General features: G+C 54.8%; 17 protein-coding genes and 2 pseudogenes. 9 read left to right on the plus strand and 10 right to left on the minus strand.

The window, feature by feature from the left end; translation table 11 throughout:
• Positions 1–1,547, plus strand: a 1,547-nt coding sequence (locus tag DBR24_RS22610; protein ID WP_256591742.1) for a TonB-dependent siderophore receptor, incomplete at its 5' end; no start/stop codon positions are given.
• Positions 1,548–1,614: 67 nt separating this feature from the next.
• Here DBR24_RS22610 and DBR24_RS22615 read toward each other — a convergent pair.
• Positions 1,615–2,154 carry a GAF domain-containing protein gene (locus DBR24_RS22615; protein ID WP_128615854.1) on the minus strand — a complete coding sequence of 180 codons (540 nt, stop codon included), beginning with the start codon at positions 2,152–2,154 and terminating at the stop codon, positions 1,615–1,617.
• Positions 2,155–2,334: 180 nt separating this feature from the next.
• The gene (locus DBR24_RS22620) at positions 2,335–3,276 is read right to left on the minus strand and encodes an aromatic alcohol reductase (RefSeq protein WP_128615855.1); all 942 of its coding nucleotides are present in this window, start codon (positions 3,274–3,276) and stop codon (positions 2,335–2,337) included.
• A 96-nt stretch (positions 3,277–3,372) separates the two neighbouring features.
• Here DBR24_RS22620 and DBR24_RS22625 point away from each other — a divergent pair, with 96 nt between their 5' ends.
• The 3 genes from DBR24_RS22625 to DBR24_RS22635 all read left to right on the plus strand — a co-directional run bounded on the left by DBR24_RS22625 (position 3,373) and on the right by DBR24_RS22635 (position 6,446).
• Positions 3,373–3,828 (plus strand): helix-turn-helix domain-containing protein, encoded by a 456-nt coding sequence (locus DBR24_RS22625; RefSeq protein ID WP_128615856.1) that lies wholly within the window; start codon positions 3,373–3,375, stop codon positions 3,826–3,828.
• Between the two features lie 171 nt (positions 3,829–3,999).
• Positions 4,000–4,659, plus strand: a complete 660-nt coding sequence (locus DBR24_RS22630) for a carbonic anhydrase (RefSeq protein WP_123464354.1) — start codon at positions 4,000–4,002, stop codon at positions 4,657–4,659.
• A gap of 254 nt (positions 4,660–4,913) precedes the next feature.
• Entirely contained in the window at positions 4,914–6,446 is a 1,533-nt protein-coding gene (locus tag DBR24_RS22635) for a diguanylate cyclase (protein WP_256591743.1), read from the plus strand.
• Between the two features lie 72 nt (positions 6,447–6,518).
• Here the strand turns inward: DBR24_RS22635 and DBR24_RS33315 are convergent.
• Together DBR24_RS33315 and DBR24_RS31115 are read right to left on the minus strand one after the other, a co-directional pair.
• Positions 6,519–6,626, minus strand: a pseudogene (locus tag DBR24_RS33315) (EamA/RhaT family transporter); the annotation flags it as partial.
• Positions 6,627–7,281: 655 nt separating this feature from the next.
• Positions 7,282–7,707, minus strand: coding sequence for a hypothetical protein (locus DBR24_RS31115; protein ID WP_177490664.1), 426 nt, complete (start codon positions 7,705–7,707; stop codon positions 7,282–7,284).
• A gap of 202 nt (positions 7,708–7,909) precedes the next feature.
• Here DBR24_RS31115 and DBR24_RS22645 point away from each other — a divergent pair, with 202 nt between their 5' ends.
• The 3 genes from DBR24_RS22645 (at position 7,910) to DBR24_RS22655 (ending at position 12,715) form a co-directional block, all read left to right on the plus strand.
• On the plus strand, positions 7,910–8,527 hold the full coding sequence (locus DBR24_RS22645; protein WP_128615857.1) for a response regulator transcription factor: 618 nt from the start codon (positions 7,910–7,912) through the stop codon (positions 8,525–8,527).
• 28 nt (positions 8,528–8,555) lie between these two features.
• Positions 8,556–11,744 (plus strand): ATP-binding protein, encoded by a 3,189-nt coding sequence (locus DBR24_RS22650; protein ID WP_128615858.1) that lies wholly within the window; start codon positions 8,556–8,558, stop codon positions 11,742–11,744.
• Between the two features lie 122 nt (positions 11,745–11,866).
• On the plus strand, positions 11,867–12,715 hold the full coding sequence (locus DBR24_RS22655) for an EAL domain-containing protein (protein WP_128615859.1): 849 nt from the start codon (positions 11,867–11,869) through the stop codon (positions 12,713–12,715).
• A gap of 51 nt (positions 12,716–12,766) precedes the next feature.
• On the opposite strand, the gene DBR24_RS22660 is transcribed toward DBR24_RS22655, so the two are convergent.
• The 5 genes from DBR24_RS22660 to DBR24_RS22680 form a co-directional block, all read right to left on the minus strand.
• Positions 12,767–13,756, minus strand: coding sequence for a fimbrial protein (locus DBR24_RS22660; RefSeq protein ID WP_128615860.1), 990 nt, complete (start codon positions 13,754–13,756; stop codon positions 12,767–12,769).
• A complete protein-coding gene (locus tag DBR24_RS22665) occupies positions 13,753–16,194 on the minus strand; it encodes a fimbria/pilus outer membrane usher protein (protein ID WP_128615865.1) in 2,442 nt (813 codons plus the stop codon). The genes DBR24_RS22660 and DBR24_RS22665 overlap by 4 nt, the downstream gene beginning before the upstream one ends.
• A gap of 199 nt (positions 16,195–16,393) precedes the next feature.
• On the minus strand, positions 16,394–17,113 hold the full coding sequence (locus tag DBR24_RS22670) for a molecular chaperone (protein WP_128615861.1): 720 nt from the start codon (positions 17,111–17,113) through the stop codon (positions 16,394–16,396).
• Between the two features lie 53 nt (positions 17,114–17,166).
• A complete protein-coding gene (locus tag DBR24_RS22675; RefSeq protein WP_128615862.1) occupies positions 17,167–17,757 on the minus strand; it encodes a fimbrial protein in 591 nt (196 codons plus the stop codon).
• A 205-nt stretch (positions 17,758–17,962) separates the two neighbouring features.
• Positions 17,963–18,337: a cation:dicarboxylate symporter family transporter gene (locus tag DBR24_RS22680; RefSeq protein WP_256591744.1), complete on the minus strand. Its 375-nt coding sequence runs from the start codon at positions 18,335–18,337 to the stop codon at positions 17,963–17,965.
• Between the two features lie 67 nt (positions 18,338–18,404).
• On the opposite strand from DBR24_RS22680, the gene DBR24_RS22685 reads away from it, so the two are divergent.
• A complete protein-coding gene (locus DBR24_RS22685) occupies positions 18,405–19,076 on the plus strand; it encodes a LysR substrate-binding domain-containing protein (RefSeq protein ID WP_256591745.1) in 672 nt (223 codons plus the stop codon).
• Positions 19,077–19,260: 184 nt separating this feature from the next.
• Positions 19,261–20,016 carry a DUF4239 domain-containing protein gene (locus DBR24_RS22690; protein WP_128615863.1) on the plus strand — a complete coding sequence of 252 codons (756 nt, stop codon included), beginning with the start codon at positions 19,261–19,263 and terminating at the stop codon, positions 20,014–20,016.
• Between the two features lie 291 nt (positions 20,017–20,307).
• Here DBR24_RS22690 and DBR24_RS31305 read toward each other — a convergent pair.
• Positions 20,308–20,532: pseudogene (locus DBR24_RS31305) on the minus strand (hypothetical protein); the annotation flags it as partial.

Below are 20,532 nucleotides of genomic sequence, written 5' to 3' on the forward strand. Positions count from 1 at the left end.
GCGGCACGCTGGACGCTTCCGGTCCGCTCGACGAAGAAGGGCGCCTGGCCTATCGACTCAACGTCGTGGGCGAGGGCGGCGACACCTTCCGCGATCACGTCGAAACCGAGCGCTACGGCATCACGCCGGTGCTCACCTGGCAGGCGACCGACGCGACCAGGCTGATTTTCGAAGGCGATTTCATGCGAAACAACGCGCCGCTGGATCGCGGCGTTACCCGCTATGCGAAGCAGATCGGTACGGCCTCTCGCGACAGTTTTTTCGGCGAAAAAGACGTCGGCAAACTGCATAACGATAACAACATGGCGCAACTGCGTTTCGAGCACATGCTCAACGATGACTGGACCCTGGGTGGCGGTTTCCAGTGGCTCGATGGTTCGCTCAAGGGCAACGCAATCGAGGCCAACGGTATAGCCGATGACGGCCGCACCCTGGGGCGCAACTTCAACTATCGCAAGCTGGAGTGGACCGACAAGGATACCCAGCTCAACCTGACCGGGCACTTCGATACCGCTGGCTTGCAGCACACGTTGCTCACCGGTATCGAGTATGAGGATTACGACTACAAGTCGATCATTCAACGCTCCAGCGGCGCTGTCGGTGCGTACCCGATCGACATCTTCGATCCAGTGTACGGCCAGCCGCGTCCGGCACTTACCCGCACGCCGACTCACGACAAGGAAAACCTCAAGACGTATGCCGCGTTCGTGCAGGATCAGGTGGCATTGACCGACAAATTGAAAGTGCTGGCCGGCGCGCGTTTCGAGCGCTTTGAACATGATTACGAAACCTATGTGCCCGGCGGCAAGAGTTGGCAGGCGAGTGACAATGCGGTGACCCCGCGCATCGGCGTGACCTACGACTTGACCGAGACGTTGGCGGTCTATGCCGACACCGCGCGCTCCTTCAAACCGAACACCGGCGCCAGTCGCCAGGGCGGCGGATTCGCGCCGGAGAAGGGCAAGTCCTACGAAATGGGGATCAAGTGGGAAGCACTGGATCAGCAGTTGAGTGTCGACGCGGCGGTCTATCAGATCGACAAACGTAACGTGTTGACCACCGACCCGGTGGACTCGACCTTCAGCGTTGCAGCCGGTGAGGTGCGCAGCCGTGGTTTCGACCTCAACGTCGCTGGCAACCTGACCCCCGAATGGCGGGTGATTGGCGGCTACGCCTATGTCGATGCGCAAGTGACCAAGGACAACGTGTTGCGCTCTGGCACGCGCCTGCTGAACATCCCGAAAAACAGCTTCAGCCTGCTGAATATGTATGAGTTCCAGGACGGCGCGCTCAAGGGCTTGGGCCTGGGCACCGGCCTCAAGTACGTCGACGAGCGCGCCGGCCAAACCGCTAACACCGCGTTTTCGATGGGCAGTTACACCGTTGTCGACCTGCTCGGCTTCTACAAGGTCAATGACAAGGTGCGACTCAATCTTGACCTGAAAAACCTGTTCGATCGCGATTATGAAGAAGGCGCATTCGGCAACGTCTACGCTTATCCAGGCGCGCCGCGAACCGTGCAGGTCGGCATTTCCTACACCTTGTAGAAGGGGCGGGCACGAATCTCACATGCCAGAAAAGACACAGCCCTGAATCCTCAGGGCTGTGTCGTTGTTATTCCATGGCAACTGAACCGTTCTTGCTGTAGCCGCTGCCTGCCTCGGTCAAGTTCGAGTAAAAGATGCAGCCGATCAGCCTCGCGAACAGGCCTAGCGTGTCCGCCAGGTCCGGGTCGTCGAATATCACTGCCCTGGAATCCAATGCACACAGCGCGCCCCAAAGTTGTCCATCGGGCAGGAAAACAGGCGCACCTGCGTAGCTTTCAATCAGGTATTGCTTTACCACAGGACGTGTCGAAAACCTGCCGTCTCGACTTATCTCCGGCACGAAAAGCACTTGGGGATCTCTTCGAAACTCACTGCAAAGGGTGGTCTCGAGTTCCAGTGTGTCGCCGGTGTTGATCCCAAGCTCGATCGGATCGTACGCGGAACAGACAATCCATTCCGTCTCCGTGAATTTTGCGATCGCTGCGAAGCGCGTTCCGGTCATCCGTGTGACGAGCTGCAGAATATTGGTGGTGGCTTCAATTTCAGCGATAGAGGCGCGTTCCTCCGCGCTTAGCAACGCTCTGTGAATAGTGTCACTGAGAGGCATGCATTTTTCTCCGGTAATGAATGATCGAACTGGCAGCTGCTAAACGCCTTTGAAACTGCTCGTTTGATTCCAGACAAAACGGATTCGTTCACTTGAATGGTTTTTGATGGCCAGCATTGTCCTTAACGAGAACTAAAGTCCTCGTTAAGGACGGGGCTTGGTCCATCCTGCTCTTCGCATTCAGATGTCTGCGAGGTTTTCTCGCGCCCACTGCTCGGCAGTGGTGACTTGAATGGATTGCTGCTCGTTGAACGTGCCTGCCTTGGGCCAGGCCACGCCTCTGCCTTGTGCGAACACTGCACGGTACTTTTTGATGTGATGGGTGGGGTCTTTTTCCAACTCTTGGATCAGGTGCGCAACCGTCCAGACGTTACGTTTGAAGGGCCGTCCCAGCACGCGTTCGAGGATGTCCGCCACCTGCCCATAGGTCACGGTGTCGCCAGCCAGGTAGACAATTTGATTGCGCAGGCGAGGCTCGAAGAAGACGATTTCTGCTGTCAAGGTACCAATGTCTTGCGGTGTGGTGAGCGTCACGCGGGTATCAAGGCTGCCCAGGGCGTTGACTGTGTCGTTTTCGAAGTCCACCACCTCAAACACCGGCTCGAACAGAAAGCTGGTGAACATACCTGTCGAGATGATGACCCATTCGGTTTTATCCTGAGCGCGCAGCAACTCGCGCACATCGAGCTGGGCATCGAACAGATCCTGGGGACTGCCGCGCCCGATCACCTCAAAGTCGACGCCAAATTGCCAGGGAAAGTAGCGCTTGACGCCCGACTTGAGCGCTGCTGTGGCCAGCTTCATGGGTGTTTCGCGACCGGCGACCATGCCTGCACAGCCGATGACGGTATCGAATCGAGCGAAGACCTCAGCCAGTTGATCGATCGAATCGTTGACCAGGTCTGCGGCAACCATTTGGATGTCCAGACTGCGCAATTCAGCGATTTCTGCTTTCTTCTCCGGTATCTGCGTGTTGATCGTGGCGTCCCTGAGCAGAACGCTGATTCTGGAACCGGGCGCACGTTTTGCCACCTGCGCAAGATTGCGCAGAACCGCGAGGCCAAGTTCGCCGGCACCTAGGACGAGAATTGATTGGGGGGATTGCGGGGTCACTTCGGTCATGATGTCTCCTGAAACCGGTTGCCTGTAAGATCAGCCAATGCTTGCACTATTGGGCAACGCTCGTAAGAAGGCACACGTGTGATACCAGGGGTAGAAATGACCGATCAAGACGTTCTGAGCCAGGCGCAAACTATCTGCCAAACGCTTAGAGAAGATGATGATGGCGTCAGGCGGGAAGTCCTGACTCACGCCGGTAGCCGATGGTCATTGGGCATCCTGCATGCCTTGGGTGTTTACGGGACGATGCGCCATGCCGAGATAAAAAGGCAGATGACCGGTGTGACCCAGCGAATGCTGACCAAGACACTGCGCGCCCTGGAGCGCGATGGTTTGCTGAGTCGGTGCGAGTTCGATGAGATTCCGCCGCGTGTCGAGTACGCGCTGACGCCGCTGGGCATGGAGCTGTTGGTGCGTATGTCACCCATCTGGACCTGGGTCGTCGAGAATGTCGATGACTTCCGCAAAGCGCGCCGCACTTTCGACAGTCAGGACGGCAACAAGCCTTCCTGGCAAACCCCTACGCCCATTCCAGCCGATTCCAAAACGCTTTAGCCGGCGGCTGCCAGGGGGCGATGGACACCAGCCGCGCCGTTGGCGATTCGAATGACATCGTTGTTCCAGTACAGCCATTGCGAGCAACGTCTGCAATAATGACGACCACAGCGGTGCGATGGCATATCAAGTGCTCGTGCCGGTATTCGGCATTTGGTTCTGGAGGACTCCATGCGTGACATTATTGACGGCTTTCTGCGCTTTCAGCGCGAGGTTTATCCGCAACGCGTCGAGCTTTTCAAGCAGCTCGCGACGGCACAAAATCCGAAGGTGTTGTTCGTCACCTGCTCGGACAGTCGTGTTGTGCCCGAACTCCTTACGCAGCGCGAACCGGGCGAATTATTCGTCATTCGCAACGCCGGTAACATCGTGCCGTCGTATGGTCCCGAACCTGGCGGTGTCTCGGCCACCGTTGAATATGCGGTCGCTGTGCTCGGGGTACAAGACATCGTAATCTGTGGCCACTCCGACTGTGGAGCGATGGGCGCGATTTCACGCTGCACGTGTCTGGATCATCTTCCGGCGGTCGCTAACTGGTTACGCCACTCGGACGCCGCGAAAGCGATTAACGCGGCGCATGAGTTCGACACACCCCGCGCGAAGCTTGATGGGCTCGTTCGCGAAAACGTGATCGCGCAACTGGCGAACCTGCGTACGCATCCATCGGTGGCTCTCGCGCTGGAGCAGGGGCGCATGAATCTGCACGGGTGGGTCTACGACATTGAGGCGGGGTGCATCGATGCGCTCGATGGCGCAACGCGACGCTTCGTGTCACTTGCTGATTCGCCAACCACCGTTGCGATCACTGCGCGTAACGGCGGACCGATGTAATAGCGTGCAAGAAGGGCTGAAATCGGACGATAACAGCCTGTCGAGCGAGATCCAGAACAGCGTGTTGCACGGCTTCGCCATGCGCCAGTCTGGTCTCGCCTGAGCGCTGCCACCCTGGCTGGCCCATACCTGCCGGTCATAAATCCCTTGCTCTAACGCCTGATTCATAAAGATAACGACAAGCGTGCCGATACTCCAAAAGTACTCCAGGTCACTGCACACTGTTTTTGGCGATGAGCAAGGAACACCCGATCATGTCTACTCGTCAGAACGCACTCAAAGCATCCGACGTGGCCCTTTGCGCTTTGGTGTGCCTGGCTGGGGTGGCCGTCACGTTCCTGGTACTGGTTCTGTTCGTAGGGTCAGAGCAGCGTACCGTCAGCGTTGCTTTTCAACTAGAGGTCGACGAAAGATTCAGTCGCCTGCAAAGACGCTTTAATACTCAGGTCTTGAAACTGGACGTTGTGAGGCGTTTCTTTATCAACGCCGACGATGTCACTGAAAGGGAGTTTATGGGCTTCGTTACGCCTCTGGTGGAAGAGGACGAAGCCTGTAGCTGGGTCCCCAGGGTTCTCGAGAAAGATCTCCCGGCATTTCGCGCCAAGGCACTTCTCAACGGCACCAGTGATTTTTCATATCATGAAATCAACCCCGTGACCGGCGAACGAGTTCCCCTCACCAGCCGGCCGGAACACTGGATATTGCTCTACCTATTGAAGCGCGATGACGTAAAGATCATCCCCGGCATGGATGTTCTCTCGCGCCCGGGTCGCCAGGCCTTGATGAGCAAGGCACGCGAAACACGTCAAATAGTGGTGTCGGAACCGTTGAAAATGACCAACGGCCAGTCAGGGATTTTCTTTGTCGCACCTGTCTTCCGGGAGTCCCCTGAGGCGCCATCGAACGATGATGATTTGCAGGGGTTCGTTGTCTCCACCGTACGCCTGGCTTCTTTGATGGAACAAGGCATTCCATTACCAAGCCTGCAGCGACTGAACGTGACGCTTTCATTGATCGACACGCAGCATCAAGGGGAATCCATTTATCAGAGCTCGGCTCCTGCTGCTCCTTCAGCGCTGTACGAGCAACGGCTGCTGAAAGTAGCCGACCAGAATTACTTGATCCAGTTCAGGCCGAGCTCAACCTTTCTGGTCGCCAATAGTTACGCACTGTCCATCAGCCTGATTATCGTGTTCGGAGCAGGGTTGACGCTGCTGCTGACCTTGATGGTGTACTTGCTGATTACGCAGCGCGCCCGCGCGCTCTCGCTGGTAGATGAACGCACGCAAGACTTGCGTCTGTTGAACATTACCGATCACCTGACCGGAGTCTATAACCGCCGATACTTCGAAGAGTTGATGGAGCGCCTGCTCATCGAGGCTAACGCGCAATACCGCCCTCTGTCGCTGATCATGTTTGACGTCGATCACTTCAAACACATCAACGACCGCTGGGGCCATCAGTGTGGGGATGACGTTCTGAAGACGTTGTGCACACGAATACGTTCGGCAACACGCAAAACCGATCTGCTGTGCAGAACCGGCGGAGAAGAGTTCGCATTGATCTGCCCGGATACCGAACTGAACGATACAAGGCTGTTGGCAGAAAAGCTTCGAGCGCTGATCAGCACCCAACCCTTTGATGAAATTGGACAGGCAACGTGTAGCTTCGGCGTTGCGACGTGGATTCCATCAGAATCGTTTGACGCCTTCATTCGGCGTGCCGATACCGCGATGTACCGTGCAAAATCGAGTGGTAGAGACCAAGTCCAGGTTGCCGATACGTAGCACTAGTCGGTCGTTCAAAACCTTTGAACACCACTGATTGCTGAAGTCATCAGGATCCGAAAATAACTCACCGGTCGAAGGGGCGGACGCGTTACTGCCCAAGCGGATCAGTTCATTGGCGAAGCACAGGCCGACGATGATCTGTGCTGCTCCCGCGTACGGGCTTTCGCCCGGTAGCTTGAAGCTTTTCTGCCAGCAGCTTTGTATCGTTCAGTTCGGCATCCGGACAGATCAATATCAGGCCTTGCTGCCGTAAATCTTCGATTCATTCGGGTTACAAGCTCAGGAAAGCCCTGAAGGCTGTCCCGAAGGGTCAACTTGAGCGCTGGCATGGCAAATGTGCAGAAAGCGAGTGCTTGAGCCGATCCTATGACGCGGGAATGGATCCCGCGGGCGGTACGAGTGAAGCCGTCATTATTGGTGACTCGGGCAACCGGCGGTGTGCACCGGTGGACAGTGGAGGCCAACCCGGCAACCGGGATGGTCAGCGCGGCGGGCAACCCAAGGTTGATCGCCAAGCGCGGCTATACCTTGTCCGGTCAACCAGAAGGAGCGTTGATTGGGCGTATCGGCAACAGCGGCAATTGCGCCTGATTGGCAACCAGGCGCAATTGCCGCATGGCCAGCCGGGGGGGATTGCACCTGTGCATCAATGAGAACCTGGACGAGTGTTTCAGGGCTGGCCTGAGCGATAATCTCGGCAGTGGAGCTGCGTTTCGGCACGGTGTATGCGCTGTCATACCAACCCAGATGAAACAGGGAGGCGCAGCAATGCACCGTCTACTGCGAACACTTGCAATCCGTTGCAGTCATCTCCCTCATTTCGCTCGCAATGTTATTGGTGACCTGTCTGGCGGAAGATCGCCTTTTGTTGGGCGGTACTGGGAGTGGTCATCACCTGCTTAAAGTCATCCGCGCGGACAGGCAGTGGTAGCACCCGCAACGGCGGCAGGGAGCGTTTTTTTGCCCATTCAAGTATTTCCCGGCGCTGTTGAAAATTTACATCAGCGGTGAGAATGATCAGGTCCACTGCCCGATACCAAGCGATGGATCGCAGGCAGTCACTGTCTCTGGGTATCTCAAAATTGTCGAAGACTAGCGTATCAAACCGCTCTCCCGCCTCAAGCATCTTGACAATCTCTATCGAACTCTTTCGAAGTGTAATGTGAAAAATATTCAGGTCGTTCAACTGGCGGGAAAATTCGAGCAAGCCGCCGAAGCGCCTTCCGATCACAGCCACTCTGTTTGGATTGTTCTGCATCGTCAAACTCATCTGCAAATGCACGAAGTCTAAGCAAGCGCCAGGGCGTCATGCACAAGAAGCGTCTTGTTTGCTGGCCGGAATATTCTGGAATGCAGTCAGCGCGACAGGTGAGTAATGTGATGACCATTCCCGGGAGATATCATAGTGTCGAAGCCGTTCCTCGCTAGAATCGCAACAAGAAACTGACATTGGTGAATCCATGAGTAAAAAAGTCCTGATCGTTGATGATCACCCTCTTATTTGTCATGCCATTCGCCAGGCGCTTGTTCCCATCGGCTTTGAGTCTGCGGGGGAAACGGCTGATGGTGCTGACGCAGTGCGGATGATTGAGTCGTTGAAACCAGACATTGTCATTCTGGACATCGGGCTAGAGAAACTTGATGGCCTGACCGTACTTAAACGAATTAGAAGGGATAAGCTTGATACTCGGGTACTTGTGTATACCTCTCAGGCGAAGGAAAACTACGCGTCGAGGTGCCTGCAAGCCGGTGCCAGTGGTTTCGTCAGCAAAAACGAGCCTATAGGCAAACTGGTCAAAGCTGTTGAGACAATCGCTGATGGCTACATTTTTTTCCCAAAAGATGCGATGCCACTGCTTGGCAGTGTCGAGACAACGGGGGATATCGAAGATCTAACCGATAGGGAATTGCAGATCTTCAAATTGCTCGCCGAGGGCGTTACCAATAGTGATATTGCTAGTCGTCTCAGTTTGAGCAACAAGACTGTGAGCGGTCACAAGATCAATATTCAGAGCAAGCTCGGTGTGACCTCGGTGATCGAGTTGGCTGACATAGCGCGTCGTCACAACTTTATCTGATTGCCTTGCCGTGAAATCAAGCCTGCGTATGCTCAATTCAGTTTCGGTCGTCCTGCTCCTGCTCAGCTTCTGGAGTAGCCTGTCGCATGCCCAGGATCTGCAGCCCGTCGCCCGCCAGACTTTCAGTGAGTTGAAGATCACGCTTTCCGAGTCCGAACGACAGTGGCTGTCGCAGAAAAAACTGCTGGTGGTCGGCGTATCTGAAGAACCGTTGCCGCCTTATCGCATCTTTGCAGAAAATCAGCAGTTCGAAGGGCTGATGGCCGATTACCTGGTGGCACTGCAGCGAGAGTTGGGGGTGCCCATTCACCTACGCGCCTTTGCAACGCGGGACGCGATGTATGGCGCGTTGCGCAACGGCAGCATCGACATGGTCAACAATGTCAGCCGGTTGATGGCGAAAAATCAACGAATGAGTCTCAGCGCCCCCTACATCTTGACGGAGTTGGCGCTGTTCTCTGAGGCCGGTGATTTGCGTGAATACAGTACCACTGATGGGCAGACGCGAATTGCTGTCTCCAACCCGATGGTGCTGGAACTGTTTAAAAAAATAGGCGGTCGTGGACGGTTTCAGCATTATCCGTCTGAGTTTCAGGCGATGGCATCGGTGCTGACGGGAGAAAACGATGTTTTTCTTGGGGATACGCTTGCCACCCATTACCTGTCTAGCCAGTTATTCAGCAGCCAGTTGGTGATCAACCAAAGCGCGAGGTTGCCCGATATTGAGGTGGGATTTGGCCTCAATCCGGACAACAGTCTATTGAAGGGGATGCTTGATCGTGCACTGGGAGGGCTTACCCGGTGCAAGATTATCGATGCCCAGCACTTTTGGGGCGATATTGAAGATTGTAATCCCAGCGAATTTAGCAATCGGCTGACAGCCGCAGAACGGGAATGGCTGGACAAATCCACTACTGTGCGATTGGCGGTTAGCGAAGATCTCGCGCCCTACGCCTTTTTCAACAGTCGCGGACGCTTTAATGGCATTGCCTCGGACGTCCTCGATATCATCCGGCGTAAGGCCGGGATTCGCTTTGAGATCCAACGCGTCAGCTCAATCAGCGAGGCCAATGATTTGCTCAGGCATGGGGACGTAACTCTGAGCATCCTGCCGGAACCTCCACCGCCTTCATTGCCCTATCTGCATACCCGTCCGCTGACGTCTGCGCCCTATCTGTTCTTGCAACGTCAGGATGCAACAACGTACGAGCCGGATGCGCAAACCCATGCAGTCGTCGCAGTTGCGAAAGGATACGTTGCACCCCGACTACTCGGCAGTGAGTATCCGAATCTGGTTTTCAAACAGACTGAGACCATGGGCGAAGCCTTCAAGCTGGTTCGTGAGGGCGGCGCCGATATGGTATTGGCACCAGCCAATGTGGCGCGTTATTACCTTTCTTACAAATACGAAAGCAGCCTGAAGGTTGGCGGCGTCTTCACAGGATCCGATATCCGGATCGTGTTCGCTGCACCGCAGGATCAGGCGCTCTTCATCTCGATTCTCGACAAGGCAATGCTGGATATTTCGCCGCGCAAGTATCTGGAGATCATTGGCCGGTGGCGAGCCAACTCGGCGACTGACGACAGATACTGGGAGGGCATCGCGGCTTACGTTCGCCACTCTTTTGAGGTTCTGGGAGTGCTGCTTCTCGTCGCAGGATTGTTCATAGTGGCTCAACGCCGTCGCATTCGGCGCAAGCGTATTGACCTGCAGCAACGACAATTACTGCTGGACGAATTGCAGGTTGCCAAGGACTCGGCAGATAGGGCCAGTCGTGCAAAAACCGTGTTTCTGGCGACGATGAGCCATGAAATTCGTACACCGCTTAATGCGGTCATCGGCATGCTGGAATTGGTGCTGACACGCAAAAGCGATGCCGAGCTCAACGACCAGTCGCTGCACATTGCCTATGAGTCGGCGATCGGTCTGCTGGCGTTGATTGGCGATATTCTTGATATTTCACGCATAGAATCGGGCAAGTTGGTCCTGACCCCAGAGCCAACGAGCATGAAGCCACTGCTGGAGTCCGTGGGCAATGTTTTCTCCGGACTCGCACGACAGAAGCATCTGCGCCTGACCCTGGACATCGACGCGCTGGCGGCGGAGCAGGTGTGGGTAGACGCGGTGAAGATTAAGCAGATTGTTTCCAACCTGTTGAGCAACGCGATTAAGTTCACCCAGACCGGTGGCGTCGACCTACGTTGTAAGGTGCAACCAAACGGTCCTTCCACACTGAGTTTCTACATCAGTGTCAGCGATAGCGGTGCAGGAATACCTGCGGTCCATCTGGATCAGGTGTTCAAGCCATTTTATCTGGCGGAGAGTGCAGTCAGCGACGCCAACTCCGGCGCGGGCCTCGGGTTAGCGATCAGCCAGGCTCTCTGCCAACTGATGCAAAGCGCTTTGCAAGTGGAAAGCGAAATGGGTAAAGGCACCACGATGAGTTTTTCACTCGAGCTTGAGCGGGTGATCGTTGATGCGTCGGCATTGCCCGGTTCTAGCGAGGCTGCTGTACGTGAAGCGGATGAGTTGCTTACCGTTCTGATCGTCGAGGACCACTTGCCCAGTCAGTACTTGCTGGTTCAGCAGATCGGCTATCTGGGCCATCGCCCGCTGACCGCGAGCAACGGTCTGGAGGGGCTGGCAGTCTGGAGCGAGCACGACATCGATATCGTCATCACCGATTGCAATATGCCGGAAATGAACGGCGTCGAATTGGCTCGCGCAATCCGTCGGCTGGAACTGAGCAGGGGGTTGAAACCCTGCCGCATCATTGGTCTTACAGCTGATGCGCAGCCTGGCGTGCAGCGTGCCTGTGAGGAGGCAGGAATGGATCGCGTATTGGCCAAACCGACGAATCTGGCCGTACTCAATCAAATTATCCCCAAATTTGGACACAGTCAGGCACCGACGAGCGAGCGGCCATCGTGGAAGAGCGACATCCGCGCGAGGATGGCTGAGCAAGTCAGTCTGAGTAACCAGAGTGAAAGCGATGCCTTACGTCACGCTTTGGATGCGGGCGACTTGCTGGCAATAACATGTATTGCCCACAAGCTTAAGGGTACGGCTTATCTACTTAATGACCAGATGCTGTTGGAGCTTTGCACAGAGATGGAGGAGCATGCTGCGCAAGGGCTTGGCGAAGACTTACAAGAGGCAGGGCGAGCACTGCTCAAGTGCCTGGATAGCATCAGCAAGAGGCTTCAAACAACGTAAGGTACTTAGTCGTATCGCGGATGTGTTCGAGACTTTTCTTGGTCTGATTTCAGATTCGCCTTAAAGGGTGCATTCGATCATTCACATACCCTTTGCGGATGATTTGAACCAGGTTTTTACCCATGCACACTGCACCTGATTTACAAAGCGCCGCCAGCGGCGGACGGCTCCAGAGTGCGCCGCCGAAAGCACATATGCTCGATGTTCTGGCGATCCGAAGAGGATTGCGGCAGGGTGAGTTCCAGGCGTACGTTCAACCAAAATTTGATCTGAGCAGTAATGCTGTTGATTCCCTGGAGGTTCTCGCTCGCTGGCAGCATCCAGAATTGGGACTGCTGACACCGGCAGCGTTCATCCCGACTATGACCCACGAACATTTGCTTGATGATTTGCTGTGCGAACTTCTTGATCAAGGCTTGGCCGGTCAAATTCAGTTGCATGACGAAGGGCGATATTTAGGCGTTGCGTTTAATCTCAGCCTGCTGCAATTGGCCAAGGCAGAGTTGGTCAACCGTCTTATGTCACGCCTGAGAGAACATCCTTTGCCGCTATCGTCGGTAACGTTTGAGATCACGGAGGACGGTCCTGCGGTCGCCAGTGATGTATGTGTGCAGCACGTCCTGCGCCTTCGGCAGCTCGGCGTGCAGCTGTCGCTCGATGATTACGGGACGGGGCATTCCTCGCTCTTTCGCCTGTGCCAACTGCCGTTTGATGAAATCAAGCTGGCCGGCGAATTCACTCGGCAACTCATCCAATCCACACTGCATCGCAGTATTGCGCGTGCAACTGTGCTGTTGGCTGGAGAATTGGGAATGCGCCTGGTGGTGGAAGGCATCGAAACGGAAGAGCAGCGACGCTGTCTTGTACGGAAGGGGGTGAAGATTGGTCAGGGCTATCTCTGCGCACGCCCAATGTCAATTGATGCGTTGAGGCAACGGTTTGCACGCCATAACAATGGCTTCGCCGCGTGATAAACGCCTTAGGCCGGGCGTCAAGCGCCCTGCCTTGAAATAGTCTAAGGATCAGTTGTAATCCAGGATGTAGTTCAGAGCGGCATCTGCTCTTCCAGGCGTAATCTTGGCACTGCCTTTGCGAGCATATTTCGCATTGAAATCGAACGTGTAACGCTCCCCATCTTCTTCGGTATTTACCCACTGCATGGCTAACCCGCCCCACTTGTTAAAGGGAAGCTTGACGCCCGAAGGAGTGGTGAGTGCCACGCCGACGCCTTCTGCGCCGCCTGGGGTCAAATTGAGCATGCCGGATCCTTCGTTACTGCCTTCGAAATAAATTCGCACTGGCAACTTCGATCCGGGAAGAAGACCGGTGCACAGCACGCTCAGTCCGACAGGGCGAGGTGTTTGTTGTTCGAGAAGAGCGATCGCGACCTTGCCCAGTGGAATGTCTTGGCGCTTTTCACCTGTGCATCCCGAAAAGTAGTTACTGGAAGTGAGCTCTATTGACCCGGTGATATTTGCCTCCGCTGCTTCCCAATCTTCAACCTTGGCAATCATCTTGATGTTTACATTAAGCGTGCCAGTCTTTACGTCTCGGGCGGTGCGTATCAGCTCCATGGTCAAGGGCTCTGGTAGGTAGCGGGCGTTTTTAACAGCATTGATGTAGCTCACCTCAAATGGCAAAGCTCTATTCAAAAAACCATCTACGAACCGGAGTCCGACCCCGGGAATATTCGTACGATAAACGTCGTCGTATCCATCTTCCAAAGGGGCATCCATTCTAAAGCTATACGTAATTGTCGGTATTTTGACTGGGCATCTGAACAAGTTGACTCTGCCGGTTACTGCTCTCAAAGAGAAAGTTTGATAGGCCATTCGCCCACCAATTGGCGCCAGATTCAGCGTCTTGGTGGCTGCAGGTATCAGCGGGATATACCTCTTTGTCTTGTCTTGCGGCTGTGGATCCCACCAGCACTGAGCGGAATTATCGGCAAAAGCCGCACTGCTCACGACCATGGTAAAAATGGCCGTAATTACACGAGATGCATACTTCAACTTTTTACTCCTTTATCAGCCTGCGCACCGCAGGTGAGATTGATTTGGTCGTACGTCAAAGCACTGTCCCGGGGTGGCAAGCGATAGGGCGCAAAGCAAATGCCTTCGGCCCACTTCACTTTCAATTGGCCTTCGTTCTTGATGCCGAATACAAGTGCGCGGGACGTATTGTCGACAACGGCCAGCAATTTGCCGCCTTCGTCCTCAACCTGGGCGCCGAAGGGGAGTTTTCTGCCGTTGTTCAGCGTCAGATCCACCTGTACACGTCGACCGGAGGAAGCCTCGAAATGCGCCTTGACTACGGCTCCCCGGCGCGGCACAACTCGGGTTGAGGTATCAAGCACGTCGACATCGGTTCCCAGTGTTTGGGTATCGAGACCAATTTCGTTGTAACGGTAGGGCTGCACGTAACTCTCGATGGCGTATCCGGCGCTATCCGTACGCGCGGTTGCACCGTTTGCGCTGACACCTTTGATTCCCGGCACCTCCACCAAGGCGAAGGTTTCACCGACCGGTTGGCCGAGCGTGACACCACCGCTATGAGCAACCACAGACCCCGCAGCGGAAAAGTCCAAATGCCGAGTCGTACCCGAGACCGCGTAGTTACCAGCGAGCTTGGCTGTCGGCCCGTCCCAACCCAAACCGGCACTGCCCGAATGCTCACTGCCGAACGTGCCCGCCTGAGCGGAGTACGAGAGCTTTCCGGCATCGTCGAGATAGCCTGAAACCCCGGTCTGCAGGCTGTCGCCTTCTTTACCCGAGCGGGTGAAGTTGCTGTACATGCGCTGTGAACGAGAGCCAGAGCCAAATGGAATGCTCACCGCGAATGCAAGCTGATTATCCGACTCCCGCGAGCGGCCGCCATCTTGCGTATGTGAAGCGGTAATGCTGTAACTCACATCACCAACGTTACCGCTGTAGCCCAATTGCAGACGGCGCATGCTGCCCGCGCGATTCCAGTAGTTGGTCTCGCCCGCACTGACGAACACTGAACCGCGGCCGATATTCTGGTTGATGTTCAAGTCAAGTCGGCTCTTGGGGCGGCTGCTAATGAAATTCTGTTGGTCGGCGTCGCTCGACTCCTGAATGTGTTCGCTGAGCGTGCGATAACCCGAGGTGGAATAGCGGTAGCCGACCATGGTGAAAGTTGTATTGGTGCTGTTGAGTGTTTTGGAATACAGAAAGCGCGCACTCTGACCGGTATTGGCCTCGCCATGATCCGGGTGCGACTGGCTGTTGGTGATATCCAGTGACATGCCACCCAAACCGGTGTTGAGGCCCAGGCCGATATTGAACGCTTTGTAACCGTCAGCGCTGAGTACACCGCCGTACGTTGTCAGGTTGTCGGTTGCGCCATAGACCGCCGTGCCCTGCATCAAATTCGGCGATTTCATGCCTTCACTGTCGTATTTGCCCATTGACAGGCTGTATTGGAAAGTCCCTTGTCGCACCATCACAGGCAGATAGGAATAAGCCTGGGTGTATTTGCGCTCACGTCCATCGGACTCGATGATCGTGACCTCAAGGTCGCCGTTGGAGCCACCGGGGTATATATCGCGAATTTCGAACGCGCCAGGCGAAACAGTGGTTGAGTAAATGACGTAGCCGTTCTGGCGCACCTCAACGGTGGCATGGGTCTCGGCGATGCCGCGCACAACTGGCGCATAACCCGACTCATTGTCGGGCAACATGCCGATGTCCGAGCCGAGTTGAAGCCCGCGAAAGCGACTGCTGTCAAAGATATCGCCATTGGTATACAGCTGGCCGAGCGCGAAGCGGCCCTTTATTGAGGTGACGTCATGTTCCAGATAGGTGCGGTTGCTGGAAAATTTGCGTGCAGTGCCGGTGCTTTGGCTCAGCGATGAGTCGTTGCGCAACCGCCATTGGCCAATATTGAAGCCGCTTCGTAAGCCCAAATACCCGTAGTCGCTTTCAAAACCGCCACCAGTGTTGCGGTTGAAGTTCATTTGATAGTTGGTGAACGCAGCTGTAATACCTTCATCCCATAGCGAAGGGTCGACGTATCCACGGGAGCGGCGTTTTATGTAAGCCTGTGGCACGCTTATGTTTAGCGAGAGCTTGGAAACATCCATCTCCACCACGGCACCTTCGATACGCAGTAAGTTGACGGGTTCATCGTCGTTACTATCCTTGAAAACGATGCCTTCTTTCTGAAGACGCTCGATATCCACTCCCATTTCGCGAAGCAGTCCAATCTTCAGAATCGGGCGTGCATCTGCTTTTGGCGTATCTTCGTCAGCCACAAAAGAAATGTCTTCGCGCCGCTCCAGGCGCTGGTTCAGATAAATATCAACGCTGTAATCGCCTGGCACAACGCCGTTGGACTGTTCAAAGAAACGCAGATCGACTTTCGCCCCCTTGTCTTTGAGGAACATCGGGTTGAACTGTGTAGCCGATGCGGTCGAGGCACCCAGCATGCTTGCTGCGGCCAAGTACGAGAGATACTTGCCCGACCTTTTTTTGGCGCGCGTCTTTCGAGACTTCCTGTGGTGTTTTTTGATTTTCATGGAATGAGGTCGAAATTCCGTCAAAACGCTACTTCCTGTGCACGAAGAGTCCTGGGGAAGAACCCCATGAAGTACGCGGTGAAATAAAAGTTGGAGCGGGGGAACAGCGTTAGAACTTGATTGAGACTTTATGCTCGATCAGTGCGCCGTAGTCATTGATGGACTCCCAGACGATTTGAGCATCGCCCCCGACAGAGGCGGGTAGTCCTTTTATGGACATTTTCTGAGCGTCGCGCGGGCTAATCATTTCAGGCTCCACGACGTATTCTTTATCGCCTGCAATAACTATGACTTTGGCGAATGACACGTGAAAGGCGGAGTCGTTGGTTGCCAGCAGTACAGCCTTGCCTGCGTTTCTCAGGATGTTCCACTTCAGTGTATTGGCGGACTCTTCAGGCTTGCCCGGTAGACCGTTTGGTCGGTAGAACAACTTTAAACGTTGGCGAAAGGCAACTTGCAGACTGTTCTCCGAACTACTGACCTGAGGGATTTCTTGTACGCTCACCCAAAACACCGATTCGCGATCTTCCGGTAGCCCTTTGCCTTGATAGAAAATACGCAGTGTTTGTTGTTTACGATGACTCAGACGCGCCAAGGATGGGGTAATTGCAAAAGGGATATCGCGATCCGCTTGTTCTGAACCTGCCTCAATCCATGACTGGATCATTATGTCGTCGGTGCCCTCATTACGAACTTGAAGAGAGGCTTCATGATCCGAGGCCGGGAAAATAACCCGGGTGCCTCCAACCTGAATGCCTGCGTGAGAAACGCCGGATATCATCAACAGCATTAAGAAAAGACATAGTCGAAAAAAGTTACCGGTATTCATCAGCGACTCGCAGAAAAGCGAGGGGGTTTCAATCCCCCTCTTTTGGGAACGATTTACTCGTAGGTCAAAGTGAATGGCAGTGTGCCGTTCGCAGTACCTGGTTTGAGTTCGGCACCGTTAGCTACGTAAGAGGCTCGCATGCGCAGGTTGGCGGAGTACTTGGCGTCGGCACCGTCGCCTTCTACGACCAGCGGAGCAGAGTAAGTCTCGTTGCCAGACATGTTGATGAGGTGGTTGCTGTCATCGAACATGCCGATGCCCACGCCCTCGGCGCTACCGCTGATTTTCAGCAAGTTGTTGTTTTTTGCATCCACGCCGGACCCCGACATTGGGTCGAAGCCAAACTTGACGGTAGTCAGGCCGGCAGCGGTGTTGCCGCAGTCCAGGTTGAGGTTGATGGCGGTGCCGGCGGCGATGTTGCCTTCGCCCGCGCCATTGATGGCGTCCATGCTGACCTTGCCCAGATTTACATCAACGATTTGTTTGCCAGGACCGCCACCTACGGTGGATCCTGCACCCGCCGACGCGACGCAAGAAGCAGCGACAATTTCACCGGTAAAATTGATGGTGCCATCAGCTGCCATGGCAGTGCTGGTGACAGCGCACGCAGCCGAAGCGAGCATCAGAAATTTAATTGCTTTCATGGAGATAAAACTTCCTTGCAGTGTTGGATCAGGCAAATAGCGCCTTGTTTAGCGCAAGGAAATTCTAGAAATCAGGGCAGTAGATTAGAACAAGAAGGTTCTTGTAAGCGGGCAAGGTATTTCCGGAAATTGTGGACACTGTTTGCTTTTTTTAGTCATTTTTAATTAAGCGTCATGACTTATTGAGAGGCTCAGCTGAGTAGGTTCAAGCCTGGGCGATGAAGCCGATAGCAATCGCCATGTAGATCGCAGTGCCGTCGAGGTTGAAGCTATAGCCTGCGGGGAGGAATGAGGCCGAGCAGGTAGTTGACCATGGACACGCTGCCGGCGGCGGAGGTGGCCTTGATCGCTTCGCTGGACTCGTTGAGGCTGGTGGCATGCAGGCCCACGCCGGGCTCCACCACGTTGACCAGAATGAACCAGTGCTGACGACTTCAAAATAGATCAACGATTTCACGCCGAGCCGGCCGAGTTTGCGCATGTCCTGAACATGGGGCAGACCATGCACAAGGGTGACGAAGACGATTGGCGCCAGCATCATTTTCAGCAGGGCAATGAAAGCCTGTCCGAGGGGTTTCATCATTCGTCATGGCAGGGGCGTAGAACTGACCACGGCAGGTGCGCGCCTATTGGAGCGGGCGGACGTTATGCTGCGCTACATGGAAGAAACCGCCGACCACGTGCGCAACAGTGCATTCGAGGAGCGAGGGCACTTGGCTGTTGGCTTGCCCCCTGCGATCGGTATCATCGTCGGGCCGCAGTTGATTCGTCGTTTTCACGAGCGCTGGCCGAAGGCTTCATTGCATGTATCGGAAGACTTGAGCACGTCACTGCAGGAATGCTTGCTGGACGGCCGCATTCAGGTGGCCGTGGTTTACAACCAGCTTTTGCTGGAGGCATTTGATGTGCGGGCGATTTTCAGCGAACGAATGGTACTGGTCGGTCCGCCGGGCGAAGCGTCGAAATCGGTGCGCATACTCGGGTTAGCGGATTTTCCGTTGATCCTCCCAGGATTGCCCCACAGCAATCGACGCCTGATTGAACAGGTCGCCGCACAAAATGGCTTTCAGTTGAATGTCGTGTTCGATGTGGACAGCGTCAACTTGACCAAGCGCACGGTGGCTGAGGGCATGGGCTATTCGATTCTGGCGCATGCCGCGGTTCAGGAGGACATTGCCAGGGGAATTTTGGTAGGCCATGCGATTGAACGACCGGGGATTCGCTCCACGGTCTCGTTGGCCACGCTCAAGGACCGGAGAAATAGCCGACTGGCGCTGAGCTGGGAAAAATTGTGTTGGAGACACTGGAGGAACTTGTGACGGTAGGTGCATGGAGGGACGCCACACTGTGGCTGCGGCAGGAAGGTGTGTCCTAGGCCGTGCGGGAAGAAGGTTGCTGGCCGCTGGTAGTCGATTTTTGGTTCGGGCCTGCCGAGCAGAATTCCGAGAGAACCCAACGGTCTATCCTTCAAGACTTGACTCCAATTGATCAGGGCGCTGATGTATGAACTCTTTCTGGATCGCACTGGCCATTTTTGGGTGCCTCGTTTCTGCCTCGCTTCTCATGATGCAGTGGTATCCCAAGCTGGCATCCCACCACAGGGATGACGACACTAACTCCGTAATTCGTCTGGTAGCCAACATTTTTGTGGTTATGACATCGCTGGTCTTTGGCTTGATGATTAATTCTGCCAAAAACACTTTCGAGTCGATTGACGCAAACTTCCATGGGTATGCAACCAGCATGATCATTTTTGATCGGACACTGCGGGGCTATGGCGATGCGGCAAAAGACACGCGAACCCGCCTGATCACCTATCTTGAGCGCGCTATCGAGACTCCGTATCGGGGAGACGAGGCGCTGCAGCATCGTAACAGCGAGGCGGCTAAATACCTGGATGATATAGGCAAGTCTTTGGCTCTTATAAAGCCCCCGGACCGATACCATGAAACGATGCTGCAGGATATTCGTCAGCAATATCATTCGCTCATCGAGCAGCGCTGGAGGATCGTCGAGCAGTCAGAGGGAGCGATTCCTGGCCCGCTCATTGGGATGCTTGTTGCTTGGTTGACGCTCATTTTCGCCAGTTTTGGATACCGCGCTCCCCGTAATTCGATGGTGACAGGAATGTTCATCATCTCGTCATTGCTCATTGCGGCTTCCGTTTACCTTGTTTTGGACATGGATGTGCCATTTCATGGTCCTATCCAGATATCCGACGAGCCCCTGCGCAGGGCGCTCGCAGTAATGCAACTCTAGGGGCGCGAAACGCGCTGGGGTTCTGAGTCGTGGCCTCGAGGCGGACCACTTATTTGCAGAAACGAAGTTGGCCGGTATTTGGCGTTCTGGGTAGGCTCATGATCGCCCTAGACTTCAAGCTGCAATCGAGAGATTGCGCTTGACGGAAAATGACTTTCATCTGAAGTGAGATTTGCAGCCAACCTGATCAGCCGTAACAGGCAGGACACGATCGACCAGAAGCGGACGCTCCCGAGTATTGACTTTATCAGCGGAGATTCAGAGCTGGGGTTGAGTTGAGTTGAGGCCAAGCTAATCCCCAAGCTCGAATTGCTGAAACCCTACACGCCTGACGTAAACCCAAAAGTCATGTCTTGGCTCATACTGCTCCATGCAAACCCTGTGAACCTGGCCCAGCTCATCTTCGTCGATCAGGATACGATCCCAATCGAAGTCAGGGTTCGTGGAAATGGCGTAACTAGGGTAAGGTTTGTCGAGATCGAAGTGGATCGAGTAAACGAAAAACGGAGATTCCCC

The sequence above is a fragment of the Pseudomonas sp. HMWF006 genome, from assembly GCF_003061205.1.
Classification (GTDB): Bacteria; Pseudomonadota; Gammaproteobacteria; order Pseudomonadales; family Pseudomonadaceae; genus Aquipseudomonas; species Aquipseudomonas monsensis.

Excerpts from the sequence above, each read along its gene's own strand:
- DBR24_RS22615 (WP_128615854.1), bottom strand. The coding sequence starts at position 2,154 with ATGCCTCTCAGTGACACTATTCACAGAGCGTTGCTAAGCGCGGAGGAA.
- DBR24_RS22620 (WP_128615855.1), bottom strand. The coding sequence starts at position 3,276 with ATGACCGAAGTGACCCCGCAATCCCCCCAATCAATTCTCGTCCTAGGT.
- DBR24_RS22625 (WP_128615856.1), top strand. The coding sequence starts at position 3,373 with ATGACCGATCAAGACGTTCTGAGCCAGGCGCAAACTATCTGCCAAACG.
- DBR24_RS22630 (WP_123464354.1), top strand. The coding sequence starts at position 4,000 with ATGCGTGACATTATTGACGGCTTTCTGCGCTTTCAGCGCGAGGTTTAT.
- DBR24_RS22635 (WP_256591743.1), top strand. The coding sequence starts at position 4,914 with ATGTCTACTCGTCAGAACGCACTCAAAGCATCCGACGTGGCCCTTTGC.
- DBR24_RS31115 (WP_177490664.1), bottom strand. The coding sequence starts at position 7,707 with ATGCAGAACAATCCAAACAGAGTGGCTGTGATCGGAAGGCGCTTCGGC.
- DBR24_RS22645 (WP_128615857.1), top strand. The coding sequence starts at position 7,910 with ATGAGTAAAAAAGTCCTGATCGTTGATGATCACCCTCTTATTTGTCAT.
- DBR24_RS22650 (WP_128615858.1), top strand. The coding sequence starts at position 8,556 with ATGCTCAATTCAGTTTCGGTCGTCCTGCTCCTGCTCAGCTTCTGGAGT.
- DBR24_RS22655 (WP_128615859.1), top strand. The coding sequence starts at position 11,867 with ATGCACACTGCACCTGATTTACAAAGCGCCGCCAGCGGCGGACGGCTC.
- DBR24_RS22665 (WP_128615865.1), bottom strand. The coding sequence starts at position 16,194 with ATGCTGGGTGCCTCGACCGCATCGGCTACACAGTTCAACCCGATGTTC.
- DBR24_RS22670 (WP_128615861.1), bottom strand. The coding sequence starts at position 17,113 with ATGAATACCGGTAACTTTTTTCGACTATGTCTTTTCTTAATGCTGTTG.
- DBR24_RS22675 (WP_128615862.1), bottom strand. The coding sequence starts at position 17,757 with ATGAAAGCAATTAAATTTCTGATGCTCGCTTCGGCTGCGTGCGCTGTC.
- DBR24_RS22680 (WP_256591744.1), bottom strand. The coding sequence starts at position 18,337 with ATGAAACCCCTCGGACAGGCTTTCATTGCCCTGCTGAAAATGATGCTG.
- DBR24_RS22685 (WP_256591745.1), top strand. The coding sequence starts at position 18,405 with ATGCTGCGCTACATGGAAGAAACCGCCGACCACGTGCGCAACAGTGCA.
- DBR24_RS22690 (WP_128615863.1), top strand. The coding sequence starts at position 19,261 with ATGAACTCTTTCTGGATCGCACTGGCCATTTTTGGGTGCCTCGTTTCT.